Genomic DNA, 15,095 nt, shown 5'->3' with positions numbered 1-15,095 from the left:
CTGGTGATGGTACTATGATAAAAACACCAGCTCATGCAATTCATCGGTCGATAGCTCGGTTATCCAGCTGTCGCTCTGGATGATCTGGTCGTTCAACGACTGCTTCTTCTCGAGCATGGCGTCGATTTTTTCCTCCAGCGTTCCGGTGCTGATCAGCTTGTGCACGTGCACAAAGCGGCTTTGCCCAATGCGGTAGGCGCGGTCAGTCGCCTGGTTCTCGACGGCCGGATTCCACCAGCGGTCGTAGTGGACAACGTGGTTTGCCGCGGTCAGGTTAAGCCCGGTGCCGCCAGCCTTCAGCGACAGCAGGAACACAGGGAACTCGCGGTTCTGGAATTTTGTGATCAACTCATCACGCTTCGTCTTCGGCAGGCTGCCGTTCAGGAACGGTACATCAATGCCGAATTTCTTTTTCAGCGCGGATTGGATCATTTCACCCATTCCGATATACTGAGTAAAAATGATGCAGCTTTCTTCCTGTTCGAGGACGGCGCTCACCAACTCGATCATCTTCTCCATTTTGGCAGAACGATCGACCAAATGCTTCGGATTCTCCTCTTTCAGATATAAAGCAGGGTGGTTGCACAGCTGCTTCAGCCTGCTCAGCAGCTGTAAAATCAAGCCCTTGCGCTCAAAGCTCGACAAGGTCTCGATCTGCGCAAAGGTGTCCTTCACAAGCTGCTCATATAACGAAGCCTGCTCGGCAGACAGCGGGCAGTATTCCTTCTGCTCGACCTTGTCAGGCAGGTTCAGCGCCACTTCTTCATCCTTCTTCGTCCGTCGCAGCAGGAACGGCTTGATCAGCGACTGAAGCTGGCTGATTTTTTCCTTCTTGTCTTCTTTTTCAATCGGCAGGATGAACTGCTTCTGGAACTGCCCGGCGCTGCCAAGATAGCCGCGATTCGTGAAATCGAAAATCGACCACAGCTCAGACAGGCGGTTTTCCATCGGCGTTCCGGTCAGGGCGATATGGTGCTTGCCCTTCAGCTTTCGCACCGCACGCGACTGCTTCGTATCGGCATTTTTGATATTCTGTGCCTCGTCAATCGCGATGCTGCTCCATTCAATGCTTTCAAGCTCATCGAAATCGAGGTGCGTCAGTCCATAGGATGTCAGCACAATATCAGAGGCTGTGGCTTCTTCGGTAAAAGCGCTACCCTTCAGGCGGTTTGGCCCGTAATGCAGGTGGACGCGCAAGTCCGGAGCGAAACGCTCAATCTCTTTCTGCCAGTTTCCGAGAACGGAAGTCGGGCAGATAATCAATGCAGAGTGATCGTCGTTTTCCTGCTCTTTTACCGACAGGATATAAGAGATCAGCTGAATCGTTTTCCCGAGCCCCATGTCATCGGCAAGCAAGGCGCCAAATCCATATTTCCGCAGGAACAGCAGCCAGTTCATGCCGAGCTTCTGATACGGGCGCAGCTCACCATGCAAGCCGGCAGGCACCGGCATATCCGGGATTTCCTTCGTTTCCGAGAGCTGCTTCATCATCTGCTTCCAGTGACGGTTCAGCTCGATCTGGATTTTCGCGAACGCTCTTGGGTCCTCGAGTCCTTCACTGCCTTCTTCCTCATCAGACAGCTCCTGCTGCAGCAGGTCGCGGATGTGCAGGCCTTCCTTATCGGCCTTTTTCATCAAATCCTGGATCTGGCGGATGAAGCCATGGTCAAGCTTGATCCAGCGGCCCTTCAGATAAACAAGCCGGCGCTTTTCATTCACCAGTCGCTGGAAATCATCCTCGCTCAAGTCCACACCGTTCATTGAAAAACGCCAGTCATAATCAAGCATAGCATTCAAGCCGACAAACGAGCGGCGGTAGCCAGTCTGTCCCTTCAAGCGTGCCTTCACCTTCAAGTTCGCATTCTTGATCGCTTCCCACCAGGAAGGAAGGAGGATTTCAATGCCGAGCGCAATCAGCGTTTCGCTCGCTTCGGTTAAAAACATCCACGCTTCATCCTCAGTGAGGGTGGACTTCAGGCGGCCATCTTCCTCAATCCATGGGAAAATCGATGCAAGCCGCTTTTCTTCATCCTCAATCTTATCGCTGAAAAAGTCCCAGCCAGCAGGATAGCTTTCATAATCGCGTGCTTCAATCAGCATCGGTTCATCCTTGCCGCGCAAAAATAACCCGAGCTTCCAATCACCAAGATCATCGATTGGTTCTTCGAGACGCATTCCGATTGAAAACGGCGCCGGATTTTCCTTCAGGCCAATCCACTCAAGCCATCGGTCTTCGTCAAAATAAGCAGCCAGCTGCGAAGCTGATAGTTGCTTTTTCCGCAGAACATCAAGCTTGTCTCCAAGCAGATACTTCATCGTCTCGTTTTCATGGAAGTAAGAATCGAGCGCATGATGGAATAGGTCCGCCACGAAATTCCGCACGAGAAGCTCACCGTCATTGATTTTCAACGTTTCCTCCCAGAATGGCTCATGAAATTCATCGAGCACACTCACCGGAAGCTTCCAGCGGAAATCCTCGCCATCAAGCTGGGTAAAATCAGGATGCCATTCCTTCGCGAGGATCGCATCATAAATCGCATGGGCCGTCGACAGGCAGATATCGCCCAGGTCATCCCATTCCCACTCGACAAGCCGGTTGAAGCTCTCCTCACCGAACAGCGTCACCAGCTGCCAGGCGCTCAAAGTCACTCCCTCGGCAGGACCCCATTTTTCCGAGTCCAGCATCGTCCCGAAGTAACTCTCCTTATGGCGGAAAAAGAGCAGCTTCTTCCATTCAGAGATCTTAAGGTCAAAACCATCAAAGTCCTCAGCACTCAAAAAATACCGCCCACCCGCAACCGGCATCACATCTATATGAATCTGCTTAATCTCAAGCATCAAAAGCACCTCCTTTGATTGGGGAGTTTGTTTTTTTTACAGGGGCTACATTTATGAACACACATAATTGCGCTTAAACCGAAATAAGTGCCGCCATTGCCCTGATGGAGCCACGAAAAAGCGGTTTACACTGAAAAAGAGGTCACCATAAGGTCGGTGGATAGCGCATAATTATGAATTCATCTGAAAAAGTGCTGCCATCGCCCTGATGGAGCCACGAAAAAGCGGTTTACACTGAAAAAGAGGTCACCATAAGGTCGGTGGATAGCGCATAATTGTGATTTTATCCGAAAAAGTGCCGCCATTGCCCCGATGGAGACGCGAAAAAGCGATTTGCACCAAAAAAGAGGTCACCATGAGTCCGATGGATGACACATAATTATGATTTCATCGGAAAAAGTGCCGCCATTGCTTCAAACTAGGAGCAGTGGGGTGCGCCTCACCCTAGGCTTCCTTCGTTTCTCTAAACTAAAGGAGCAAAAGATACGTCCCTATGCTTCCTCCACCTCAATCAGCTTGCTCCGTGTACATTCTTCATGGAAGGCGCGCAGCCGTTTCGTCCTCACGAGCAGCTTTCCGAAAAACTCTTCCCATTCTGGAACGCGCTTCAGTTTTTTATAGACCGTACGCAGTTTTTTCAGCAAGCGTGCGGCCTGCTTATAGCTGCTGCGGTTTTTCATCTCGATTAGATCGCCGATCATCTGGTGATACAGCGGAATCAATACCTCAGGAGCTGCTTTTTGTAAAACTTTAATCCGCTCGCTTGAAATCGAATTATATTCAAAGCCGAAGTAAGACTGCAATTCGCCCCACTGTTCATATTGTTCTTTTTCAAATAAGGAATCTTCATATTCGTAAAAGCTGTATGGCATCGCCTGTGCCAGCGCCCGGTCGTACAACTCGCCGCGGCCAATCTCACGCGTATACGTCCCAACGAGCTTCAGCGCATAACGAGTGAATTTTTTACAAGCGTAATAATCACCCAGGAGCTTCAGGTAATTCCGCAGCTGCTGGACGAGATATTCAATGAAAGCGCCCATCCGGTTCCATTCGCGCTGCACGCGGAAACCGTCGAGCCAATAAAACATATATGGAAGGGAGCCGACAGGGAGAGCAGTGAATCGCTTCAACGCCTCTCCGTCCTGCTTCGCTAAAACAAGCTGATGGATCAAAGCAATTTCCTCGATCAGGTCCCGCTTGTCATCGCCAAAGTTTTCAAGACGCATCCGCTCGGCATCACGCCAGCTGCCATTTTTGAAAAGTTTCTCCCATAATAAACGGTATAAATCAATTCGGTCATAGCCAACAGTGGCATCGGGCACCGTCAAACCGATTGTTTCTTCCTTCAGTTTTTCCAAAAAAGAATCAAACGAAAACGGCATCGTCCCATATGCAAGGCGCTCGACGTATTCTTCAGCATCATTGAACAAATCCTCGAACAGCGGCCGGTAATAGCGATCCATTGTCGACTCTTCATCGTGTCTCAGTTCGCCTGCCAATTCTGTGAGCAAATTGAAGGAATGGACCGACGCGGCGATCAGATAAAGGTTTTTCCAAACGGCCTCCAGCGGAGCGGATACCTCAACGCGGCGAATATAGGACCTGAACAATCCAGGCACAACATAGGCTTTCGGTTCGCCCTGACCCCTGATGATCTCCTCGAAGCTCTCCCGAAAGGAAGCAGCCCAGTTCTCATAATCATGTCCAGCCCGGGTATCCTTTTTTACCAAATCCTTAGCGCGCTGCAGTCCCCATTTTTCCGCATTCAGCTGTTCCTTTGCAGGCTTGCGCCAGGTTTCGACCCAGTCCGAAACACTCGAAACATCACTGTATGCCTGAAAAAACGCAGCCAAACGATGGCGGCAGAAGGAATTAGCAGGGCAGGTGCAGCTGCTCTCCTCAGGATCTGAAACATTTATGTATACACGAACCGGGGTCACGTCCTGGACCGTCGCCCAGATCGACTTCACCATATACTTCAGATGGTGGACCGTCCCCTGGCGATAGAGCATCAGCCCTTTCTGAACAAGGCGCGCATCCTCCTCGACCTCGGGTTTCAGCATCGTATTCAGTTTTGCGGCAGCTTCTTTAAAAATCGGTGCCTGGTGATCAGGTATGACAGCCACAGGTATTCCTCCGTTCATGCAGCATTTCTAAATTCAATACCAAAAAAACATATTCTTTTATTATACCCAAAAAAAGGTGGTTAGAGGAGGGGGATATACAATTTAAAAAATGCAGGGATTACTCTTGGTATTGTTGAATGAAGTAGTGACCAACGTCCCGTTTTGACAATTTTTTAGTAATTCTTCAAAAATTCGGCGGTTTTCATTTTGGTTTTTGGTTTTTTTCATATAAAATGAACTATACAAGTAAAATCTGGGGGACATAAGATGAACCGAATACATGTGCTTCGCGGCCTTTTTTATCCTGATTTATATACATATAAATTACGAGATTCAGAGTATGTTCCTGGAGTTTGGAAGAATACGACGATGCTGGTCCTGCTTAGCGGACTGATTTTTGGCATAAGTGCTTATTTTGGCATCGGCTCTGAATATTTGTCGAAAAATCTGACTGCAGTTTCAAGGGAAAATTATGAACTTCAAAAACTGCTGTTCATGATCGGGCAGTTGATTTGGGGCCTGTTTTATGGTGTTGCGGTGATTTTCATTCCGGCATTGTTTTTCTGGACTTTTTCAGATATTGAGCTGAAAAAATTTGTTACTGTCCAGCTATACGTTATGCCTGTTCTTCTTTTGGAAAAAGTGATCAACATCCCGCTCGCAACGGGGATTGGGCTGATTAAAACGTCCTCACCGTTTTCATTGGGCGTGATTGCACAATACATAACGAATAATGACTTCATCATCTATTTTCTGGCAGCTATTACACTATTCAAAATTTGGGCTATTTTTATAGAATACAAGTACATCAAAATGCTTACCGGGAAACGTCCGGGGATTGTCCTGTTACTGGTAATTGGAATCAATCTGATATTCTGGCTGTTCTCGGCGCTGTTTTCGTTCATCCAATTCGAAAAAATTCTATAAGGGGGTGCACTGATGAAAAAGAAATCACTGATCTTAATGTCGGCAGGCGTTCTATTTATTTCGGGAAATCTGTACCTGGCGTTAAAAGATGACAGCAAAGCGGTGCGCTCTTCTTATATAAACAAATGGACAGCGACCGGAAAAGAGAGCTTAACTAAAACCTTGCAGGCGGAGGGAGTCGTTACCCCTGTCGAGGAGCATCATGTCTATTACAAAGACACTCCAGGGGGCTTTAAGAACTTCCTGGTAAAAGAGGGCGACCCGGTGGACGTCGGCAGTCCTTTGTACGAATATGCTGGTGACGGCAATGAAGCAGAGCGGGACAAGCTGGAAATGGAGAAGCAACAGCTTGTAAGGGAAGCAGCTTTGATCGACGAACAGATCCAGCAGCTTGAGTACTTGTTATCGGTATCTGAATCAGCAACAGATAACAGCATTCCGGTTGCCGGTGATGGGACATCTGATACAGGCGGGTCTTCCAACAGCGAACTTATGAACGTTTCGATTGAAAAAGAAATTTACGATAAGAAGAGTGAGAAAACGAGGATCCAAGCTGAAATCGATGAATATGACGACACATTAAACTCCCAGGACAGCGGTGACCAGCTTGGCATTAACAGCGAAGTGGCCGGCACCGTGAAGAAGATTAACTATGATTTGAATAATCCCATCCTGACCATTATTTCAGACAACCCCAAAGTTGAGGGGGCATTTACCGAAAAGGATTTGAAGGAAGTCCAGGAGGGGATGGAGGTCTTCGTAAAATCGGACCTGGTCAAGGGGAATGTAAAGGGAACCTTGACAAGCATCGCCAGCTATCCTGAGCAGGATCCATCAGTAAAGACTGAAAGCCGCTTCCCGTATGAAGTCGAGCTGACGGATGAACAGGCAGACCTCATAAAAGGGACGCACGTCGAGGTTGCCGTCGTTACCGACCAGGTCGTGAATGCAGCAACGGTCCCTGAGGAAGCAGTAGAAAAGACGAAGAAAGCAAGTTACATCTATGTTCTGAATGAGCTAGGTAAAGTGGAAAAACGGAAGATCTCCAAAGGACTGACACTCGACGGCAAAGTCGAAGTGAAAAAAGGCGCCAAACCAGGAGAACTAGTCGTCAAAAACCCAGAAGCAATCCAAAAAGCAGGCGACCCATTCTTCAGCAAACTAAAACCAAGCATCCTGAACAAAAAAACATTCAATAAAGAGCCCGGTAAAGAAATATTCAAATCCATAATGGTAGGCTTCTTCAAAAGATAAAAAGAGGCTTCAACACACTAAAGCAGTGGGGGTCAGACCCCCACTGCTTTAGTGTGTGAAAGCGTTCTTTATCTAAAGGTGAATTTCAAATTCGAAATGTTTTATAAGGGGGGAGTGTGTTGAGGATTTTCTTTGATGTGGTTAAACGGACTTTGGAGGAGATCAAGGAGTGCTGGGGGCATGCTAAAGATGCGGATACAAACCGCGCAAAAGCAACTTATATGTCTCTCGTCTATATGAATATATTATTTCTACCAGTCTACCTAATTCCGCTTCTGTACACCTTTGTCATTGTAATCGGGGCCGTATTCTATGGACCGCTCCTGCTAGCGGGCCTGCTGTTTAACATTCCATTTGTCCTGTTTGTTCTCTGGATCAAAGTGAAAGTGTATCCTGTAATGAAGCAGAATTTGAATTAACAAAAATATTAGTGCCTGACATCCATATCTAAGAAGTTGTTAATTCCTGGGGTCAGGCACTTGTTTATATCGACGGTTATCACTCATTGTCTTTCCGCTTTCGTCCCTTCTTGCTGATCTCTTCTAATAAAATTAGCTTCTGTTCCTGACTTAACATACTCCAGCTTCCTGCTTTGACCTTCATGTAAAACACTCCTTTTGTAATGTATTTTTTTGGGATTTCATTTTTGTATTCCTCTTATACCGCCTTTTTCAAAAAAATAAACAAAACAAGTTTCTACAAATTTCCAAAGGTATATTTGAGGAAAATAGAATTTTGTCGAATGAAGAAGCCAATCGGGTGAATTCGCCTCATTGAAGAGGGGGAAATATTGAATTAAAGGCTGATTATGTAAAAACAAGTTGAGTTTATTGTCGCGCGATTCCCTGAAACGAAGGCAGGAAATCCTCCGACTAACAGTATGTAAACCAAAACATACAGTAATCGGGGGAATGGAAAGATGGGCGCAGTAACAAAAAGATTTTTTATTGGGTTGGTCATATTTGCAATTGCTTCTCTGGCTTTCTTAGGATCAATGGGGCAAAAAGCAAGTGCAAGCGTTTCATGGGGCCAGGAGGTAACGGAAGTAGCGAAGCTATACCAGGGGGTAAAATATAAATGGGGTGGTGTGGATCCTAAAAAAGGATTCGATGCGTCAGGCTTCACACAATATGTTTTTGACCACTCAGCCGCAGACATTAAATTACCTCGAACTGCACTGGCGCAATACAAAACTGGCAAAGCAGTCGGTAAAAAAGAACTGAAGGAAGGCGACTTGGTCTTCTTTAATACAAGTGGCAAAGGAGTTTCCTTCGCAGGAATCTATCTGGAAAAAGGTAAATTCATTGCCGTAACCGTATCAAAAGGAGTCTCCATCCAATCAATGGACTCAAAATACTGGAAAACAAAATACGTGGGCGCCAAACGTGTTTTAAAACACTAACGTATTAACCCGCCGGGGGTCTGACCCCCGGCGGGTTAATGCGTTAAAGGGAAATAACTTATTCAGTGGGACATCTTTTGCCTAAATGAAAATATACTTTATAAAAAAGAAAGGAGTGATTGATAGGATGTTATCTTCGGTTGCTGATCGTCTGTCCAGGGGAGTCCAGCGTTATTTGCCAGATGCGTTTGTCATTGCAGTCCTTCTCACATTATTCGTTTTTGTCATAGGCTTTTTTACAAACCCTACAGAACCAGCTGATCTAATCAAGTCATTCGGTGATGGTTTCTGGGTGTATCTAGCTTTTACCATGCAAATGGTGCTTCTTTTGTTGACTGGCATGGTATTGGCATCTGTTCCTTTTGTGAAAAAAGGGCTCGAATATCTTGCCTCCTTTGGAAGCACCCCGAATAAAGCATATGTTTTAACATTTGTGATTTCAGCTTGCGCGTATTACATCAACTGGGGGCTTGCGGTTGTCGTCGGAGCGATATTTGTAAGAGAGGTGGGAAAGCGAAATCAACAGGCTCACTTCCCGCTATTGGTTGCGGCTGCATATTCACCTACAGTCTTGTACACTGCAGGATTATCAAGTTCAATTGGTTTGACGGTCGCTACCCCGGATCATTTTCTGGCAGATGTAATGGGAGTTATACCAACTTCAGAAACAATTTTTAGCTTGTCTACGATTATTATCTTTCTTGCCTTGTTCGTCACGATGCCTATTCTCATATGTCTAATGGCTCCAAAAACAAATATAAAGCCTTATATTGCTAAGGAAGTTCCGGCGAAGAAGAAAATCTCAGGGGATGTTGAGGAAAATACACCTGCACTTAAATTAGAAAGAACCCCTGTTTTGGGAATACTCATAGGACTAATTGGTCTCTTTTATGTGGTCATGGAATTCGTAAATGGGCGTGACCTTGATCTAAATATTATTAATATCATGTTTTTATCATTAGGTTTATTCTTCCATAGGTCACTAGGACAGTTCGGCGAGGCTTTTAAAGAAGCAGCAGGTTCCACCTCGCCAATTATTCTGCAATTTCCGTTTTATGCCGGGATCATTGCAGTACTTGGCAGTTCGGGCCTTGGTCAAGCGATCATTGATGGAATGGCTTCAATTGCCACTAAAGAAACCTTTGATATCTTCACCTATTGGGCAGCGGGATTAGTCAATATCCTGGCCCCTTCAGGCGGCGGGCAATGGGCACTGCAAGGTCCGCTTCAAGTTCCAGCAGGTATGGCATTAGGCGTGGATCCAGCGACAATTGCAATGGCTGTAGGATGGGGGGACGCATGGACCAACTTAATACAGCCATTCTGGGCACTGCCGATTCTAAGCGTCGTAGGCCTTCACATCCGTCACATCATGGGCTACTGCTTTCTGCTTGCCATCTGGGTTGGAGCACTGACAACCGTACTCATGTTGTTTTTGTATTAACACCAAAAAGCAGCAACCCAATAACGCACTAACCCGCCAGGGGACTGACCCCCGGCGGGTTAATGCGTTAAAGACATGTAGTTCTCTATGCATGAAAAAATGTTTACATAACTAACTTAAGAGGTAAAGGGAAGGACTAACATACAATTGTTCCTGAAATGGTAAGTAGACAGGCCTATTTTAGTGGCCTTTTAATAAGGAATTCATACTTTAAAGCAAGAGGGTAATTAATTTCAATTTTGGAGTGCTTAATTGTTAACTGGCTGTAATATGTATGAAAAGATTTTCTACTATAATAGTAGAAAATTGTTCACAAATATATTAACTGGAATTATATTTACAATTTCAATAGTTTTATATATGATATTCATAATGTAATCAGGAGGGTCTTGTCATTGGAACAACAGTTGAAGCAGTCAGAATATAATCAGGAGCTTTTCTTTGACGTAATCAAGAGGGCTTATGAAAAAGGCATGAATGAAAAAGAGATCACCGTAGCCAAGATCGTAGAAGACCTCAAAAACGATCTTAAAAATACCGTAGTCAAATAAACCAGGCAAATGGAAGGCCATTATAAAGGCATATCCATTTGCTTTTTTTTATTATTATACAGAGTTAGAGAAAAACATACTTTATCACTTTAAAGCCCCGGGGGTCTGACCCCCATAAACTGTTGAATGATGTCGATTTGTATTTATGTATGAAGTTATGATATTGTAGTTATGTTACTTTTGTGCAGTATAGTATTTGTTTAGGGGGTTCCTTAAATAGGATGTTAAAAGATCTTGCTCCAGGTATAAAAATTAGCATTTCCAGGTCTATTTCTAAGTCATTTGAGCAATATATGAGCAGAATTGGCTGGGATGAAAATAAGTATAACCTTAATGATTTCATTAAGGAATGGCGAGAATATATCATCAATTCTTCATCATGGTACAGCCAGCTCAGTGAGGAAATGAAAGCTGATCCGGTTTTCCATGAAGAACTTGCTGTTAAAATCAATGAAACAATCGAGAAAGTCTTTAATGAAGAGCCGACTCCGGCACAGATTGAAGAAATCGAAGAGCTCCAAACAAAGCATGGTAAAGAGTTCGATTACTCATGCAAGATGGAAGCGAAGTACATCATCGACACTTACAAAAACTAAGCACATCGTGAGCAGGAATATACAGTTGCATTGCGAACCTGATACAAGACTCGACATATCATAACTTTCATGTGTAATCATGAAGCTTGCCATATATATTTCTAATCGGGCAGTCCGCATAACGCGGGCTGTCTTTTCTGCATTTTAGTCCTCATTTTCACGCGACAGCGCCTAAGCTTAACCTCTTTCCAACCCCGCCACTAAAGTATTCCTGTATAGCATTTATCCCTAACCGTAACCTTAATCTCTTTCTATCTGTCATTAAAAAATGGAAACTTATACTAAGAAATACCCCTAGTTGTGTTAAAATTTTACAGTGTCTGTCGATAATAATATTATCGAGCAATAAAAATAGTGAGAATAAGAAAGGTACCTACTATGAAAAAACTAGCAGTATTACTTATGGGCGGTCTGATGGGCATCAGCAGTTTGTTTGCAACACAGGCAGCCGCCGCGGAAACAGAATTTTCCGATATGACCAGAAGCCACTGGGCATATCACGAAATTAAGTTCCTTACCGAAAAGGAAGTAATCAGAGGGGTTTCAGGAAAGTTTTTACCGAATGAGACGATCACCCGACTTGACGCAGCCGTCATGATGGGACGGGCAATGAATTTAACGGCACAAGGGGAAACCGCAACGGTACCTGCAGATATGTTTGTTACGACAAGGGGATATCAAGAGGTTCTTGCCAGCCTCGAAAAAGGGATGTTCACTTTGGATAACGGTCAATTCATGCCAAGCGAGCCATTGACAAGAAAAGATATGGCGAGAGCTCTTGCTGTCGGTTTTGAATATGAAGGGAAGGGGCAATCGAAATTCACAGATGCGCCTCAATCATCTCCATACTATCCTTACATAGATGCAATTGCTGCCAATGATGTAACGACCGGGTACAGCGATGGCACGTTCAGGCCGGATATGCCTGTGAACAGACTTCAATTTTCGATATTCCTAGCGCGGATTTACAGCAAGCCATTGGAGTACAGTGTTAAACAGGATGGAATCACACTGCACACAGTAAGAGATTCTGAGGAAGCTATCAGCCTGGCTATGACCTATCCGAAAGCGACCGTTCACCCAGTGAGCAATTCAATGGTCTCTTTTTCTGAACAAACAGGAGCACTGAACGAGACAGGCATCCGTAACGGCACACTCATCTATAATGGCGCAGAGCGTAATCTAATGTTCACTCCAGAATTCTTCAGGCCATATATCACACCAAATGGAAGCTGGGGCACTTTATTCGAGAGCTTTATTTTTCTAGGGAGGAGCTATCCTGGAGGTGAGTTCGGGGCCCATGCTAAAAATAACGCCAATTATTCAGATTGGTGGTGGTACCTCAGTCAGACTTTTGACGAAGCAGGAGGGCTTAATAACCTGAATGAAGCAGCGAAAGGCCTAGGCAAAACGGTCAATGTCTATATCGCCATCCCTTACCCTAAAATGGGGGGATCCATCGTCGATCTCGAAGGAAACGAACATCCGAATTCCATGTCGGAACGTGAGAAAATCGTTTCCTGGTACATTGACCAGACTGAAATGCTTTGGGATGTAGCAGCTTACGAAAATCTTAATTTCAAGGGCTATTACTGGTTAAGTGAAACGATGGGGCACCGTGAAGACGAGAAAATGATTACCAGGGTCGCGGATGAAATCCATGAACGAGACAGAGCGTTCATTTACTCACCGCATGCTACATCATCTAACTTCGAGCACTGGAAAAATTATGGCTTTGATGGAGCATACCTTCAGCCAAATGCGTTCAGGCTGAAACTAACCGATACTGAAGCCCGCCTTCACAGAGCCTTCCTGCAAGCCCAAATATATGGAAGCGGGATCAATCTTGAAATCGACCAATACGGCCCACACCAGATGGAAGCCGGGCTGCAGAACTTCAGACAATACATTGAAATGGCCCACAGATACGAACTTCCTGGCCAAAGCCTGATCGTCTATCAAGGTGTAGGAATGGTAGACCGAATGGTCAAATACTGGAATCAGCCAGCCTATTACCAGGCCTATCAATTACTCAGCAGTTTGGCATATCAATAAAACAATTGACAGGCACCTGCCAGTTATCGGAAGTTGATTTCCATTTAATAGCAGTTGCCTGTCACTAGTAAAATAGCCACCGGGCAAGGAGCTTTAATAGCTAAATAGGCGGATTTTTTCATGAAAATATTGTTATTTTTTACTCCAGACTCTTCCAATACAGCCAAATATAATAATTTCCCCAATTTCAACTAATATGAAACATGTAAATTATTCCATTTTCAGGTCTTGAAAACGTTGATAAATCAGTAATTAACTCTTTTTCTCCTAATTTTTGTAACATGTTTCGCCTTTTTCTAGCTAAATTGGATGATTCAGGCACGTTTTCCATGTGTTAAAATGTAAAAAAAAGACGAAAGGAGCAGACGAATGAAGCGTTTTGTCACAAGTATTTTACTAGCTTTGTTGATCCTGCCATTTACAGCGAATAGCTCTGAAGCGGCTGTTGCCTTTTTAGATGTAGATAGTTCGCATCGAGCTTATCCTGAAATCAGTTACCTTGCCGGTGGAAATATAGTCAATGGAACAGGGGGTTATTTTAACCCTAATAAAGAGGTGACGCGAGCCGAAGCTGCTACAATGCTTGGACGTGCGCTTAACCTCAACGGAACGAAAAGAGCGACGATGTTCAAAGATGTGGACCCTGGGAGTTTTGCTTCAGGCTACATACAGTCAGCAGTCGAAAAGAGTATCATATCAGGCTATCAGGACGGAACATTCCGGCCGGAACAACCCGTAAAGCGGGGAGAAATGGCCCTCCTCATTAACAGAGCGTTTGGCTATGGAGGATCGGATACCATTTCAGCGGCAAATGCACTTATGGAAAAAGGAATTGCCCAGGGGATCTCACCAGGGAACTTTGGTTATGACCTGAAAATTAAAAGAGCAGATTTCTCAGTCTTTTTAGCGAGAGCGGTCAATTATAAATATCGAATCAACGCTCAAGTTGAATTTGGTGGAGATTTGCAGATCAAGGCAGATTCGCTGAATGTCCGGACGGGGCCATCGACAAATTTCACTATTGTCCATGAGCTGCCGATCGCGACTAAGGTAGAAGCAGCCTACAGAGTAGGAGATTGGGTTTTTATACGTTCAGCAGAAGCTGAAGGACTTGTGCACGGTGCTTACCTAACTGGCACATACCCTTCTTTCATGAACAAACCATTGCCTGCATCAACACCTTTGAATGAGGAAATGATCATCATTGACCCTGGTCATGGCGGGAAGGATCCTGGAGCATCAGGTTACGGAATCCAGGAAAAAGCAGTCGTGCTTGATACAGCACTTAAAGTAAAAGCTCTTTTAGCTAAAACGCCTTTTTCTTATAAGTTAACGCGTGAAACAGATGTGTACTTAACGCTTTCCCAGCGCGTTAGCTTGGCGAAGAGTGTCGGCGGAGATACTTTTGTCAGCATTCATGCGAATGCCTTTAATGGATCGGCAAACGGTACCGAGGTTTATTACTATGGTACATCAGCGACGAACCCGTACCATTCCGATAGTAAAAGACTTGCAGCGGCAATCCAGAATCGCCTGTTGGCAGCATGGAAGCTGTACGACCGTGGAATCGATCATGGCGATTATCATGTTCTCCGTGAAAACTCAATGCCTGCAGTTCTAGTGGAATTAGGATTTATTGATAATAAGAAAGATAACGAGAAACTTGCATCCGCATGGTGGCGCCAGGAAGCAGCAGAAGCCATTTACCTCGGCATTCTTGATTATTACAAAGCAAAAGGTTATAACGTAACGTATTTATATAATAATGTGAATTAGTTATTTATTGATTTATAATATGAACCTATTAAAATAGGAAAGGAGTCTTATAATAGGCTCCTTTTCTAGTATAATCATTTTATACTTCGATTTGTGTCTTGCTCCAGCGCTTGTCAGGGCTGAACA

The 15,095-nt window shown here is 44.8% G+C and carries 11 protein-coding genes; 9 read left to right on the top strand and 2 right to left on the bottom strand.

The features are described from left to right. Nucleotides 1–12 precede the first annotated feature (12 nt). Entirely contained in the window at nt 13–2,838 is a 2,826-nt protein-coding gene (locus FOF60_RS23070) for a DEAD/DEAH box helicase (RefSeq protein ID WP_192471883.1), read from the bottom strand. 491 nt (nt 2,839–3,329) lie between these two features. Beyond that, nucleotides 3,330–4,964: an SWIM zinc finger family protein gene (locus FOF60_RS23065; RefSeq protein WP_192471884.1), complete on the bottom strand. Its 1,635-nt coding sequence runs from the start codon at nt 4,962–4,964 to the stop codon at nt 3,330–3,332. Nucleotides 4,965–5,231: 267 nt separating this feature from the next. On the opposite strand from FOF60_RS23065, the gene FOF60_RS23060 reads away from it, so the two are divergent. The 9 genes from FOF60_RS23060 (at nt 5,232) to FOF60_RS23020 (ending at nt 14,969) form a co-directional block, all read left to right on the top strand. Further along, the gene (locus tag FOF60_RS23060; RefSeq protein WP_192471885.1) at nt 5,232–5,891 is read left to right on the top strand and encodes a hypothetical protein; all 660 of its coding nucleotides are present in this window, start codon (nt 5,232–5,234) and stop codon (nt 5,889–5,891) included. Nucleotides 5,892–5,903: 12 nt separating this feature from the next. Next, a complete protein-coding gene (locus FOF60_RS23055) occupies nt 5,904–7,145 on the top strand; it encodes an efflux RND transporter periplasmic adaptor subunit (protein ID WP_192471886.1) in 1,242 nt (413 codons plus the stop codon). A gap of 119 nt (nt 7,146–7,264) precedes the next feature. Next, complete coding sequence (locus tag FOF60_RS23050; protein WP_192471887.1) at nt 7,265–7,564, top strand: hypothetical protein; 300 nt, start codon at nt 7,265–7,267, stop codon at nt 7,562–7,564. A 500-nt stretch (nt 7,565–8,064) separates the two neighbouring features. Then, the gene (locus FOF60_RS23045) at nt 8,065–8,547 is read left to right on the top strand and encodes a C40 family peptidase (RefSeq protein WP_192471888.1); all 483 of its coding nucleotides are present in this window, start codon (nt 8,065–8,067) and stop codon (nt 8,545–8,547) included. Nucleotides 8,548–8,674: 127 nt separating this feature from the next. Then, nucleotides 8,675–9,991 carry a short-chain fatty acid transporter gene (locus FOF60_RS23040; RefSeq protein ID WP_192471889.1) on the top strand — a complete coding sequence of 439 codons (1,317 nt, stop codon included), beginning with the start codon at nt 8,675–8,677 and terminating at the stop codon, nt 9,989–9,991. A 395-nt stretch (nt 9,992–10,386) separates the two neighbouring features. Continuing rightward, nucleotides 10,387–10,542, top strand: coding sequence for a YwzD family small protein (locus FOF60_RS23035; RefSeq protein ID WP_192471890.1), 156 nt, complete (start codon nt 10,387–10,389; stop codon nt 10,540–10,542). Between the two features lie 221 nt (nt 10,543–10,763). Beyond that, nucleotides 10,764–11,138 carry a hypothetical protein gene (locus tag FOF60_RS23030; RefSeq protein WP_192471891.1) on the top strand — a complete coding sequence of 125 codons (375 nt, stop codon included), beginning with the start codon at nt 10,764–10,766 and terminating at the stop codon, nt 11,136–11,138. Nucleotides 11,139–11,516: 378 nt separating this feature from the next. Continuing rightward, nucleotides 11,517–13,193, top strand: coding sequence for a DUF4855 domain-containing protein (locus tag FOF60_RS23025; protein ID WP_192471892.1), 1,677 nt, complete (start codon nt 11,517–11,519; stop codon nt 13,191–13,193). Between the two features lie 369 nt (nt 13,194–13,562). Further along, entirely contained in the window at nt 13,563–14,969 is a 1,407-nt protein-coding gene (locus tag FOF60_RS23020) for an N-acetylmuramoyl-L-alanine amidase (RefSeq protein WP_192471893.1), read from the top strand. The last annotated feature ends 126 nt before the right edge of the window (nt 14,970–15,095 follow it).

The sequence above is a fragment of the Mesobacillus jeotgali genome, from assembly GCF_014856545.2.
GTDB lineage: Bacteria > Bacillota > Bacilli > Bacillales > Cytobacillaceae > Mesobacillus.
The sequence above is the reverse complement of the archived record's forward strand: the minus strand, read 5'-3'. Positions and strand labels throughout refer to the sequence as shown.

What these genes read in the sequence shown, in the direction of transcription:
- FOF60_RS23060 (WP_192471885.1), top strand. Translation starts at nt 5,232, where the DNA reads ATGAACCGAATACATGTGCTTCGCGGCCTTTTTTATCCTGATTTATAT.
- FOF60_RS23020 (WP_192471893.1), top strand. Translation starts at nt 13,563, where the DNA reads ATGAAGCGTTTTGTCACAAGTATTTTACTAGCTTTGTTGATCCTGCCA.
- FOF60_RS23040 (WP_192471889.1), top strand. Translation starts at nt 8,675, where the DNA reads ATGTTATCTTCGGTTGCTGATCGTCTGTCCAGGGGAGTCCAGCGTTAT.
- FOF60_RS23045 (WP_192471888.1), top strand. Translation starts at nt 8,065, where the DNA reads ATGGGCGCAGTAACAAAAAGATTTTTTATTGGGTTGGTCATATTTGCA.
- FOF60_RS23025 (WP_192471892.1), top strand. Translation starts at nt 11,517, where the DNA reads ATGAAAAAACTAGCAGTATTACTTATGGGCGGTCTGATGGGCATCAGC.
- FOF60_RS23030 (WP_192471891.1), top strand. Translation starts at nt 10,764, where the DNA reads ATGTTAAAAGATCTTGCTCCAGGTATAAAAATTAGCATTTCCAGGTCT.
- FOF60_RS23055 (WP_192471886.1), top strand. Translation starts at nt 5,904, where the DNA reads ATGAAAAAGAAATCACTGATCTTAATGTCGGCAGGCGTTCTATTTATT.
- FOF60_RS23070 (WP_192471883.1), bottom strand. Translation starts at nt 2,838, where the DNA reads ATGCTTGAGATTAAGCAGATTCATATAGATGTGATGCCGGTTGCGGGT.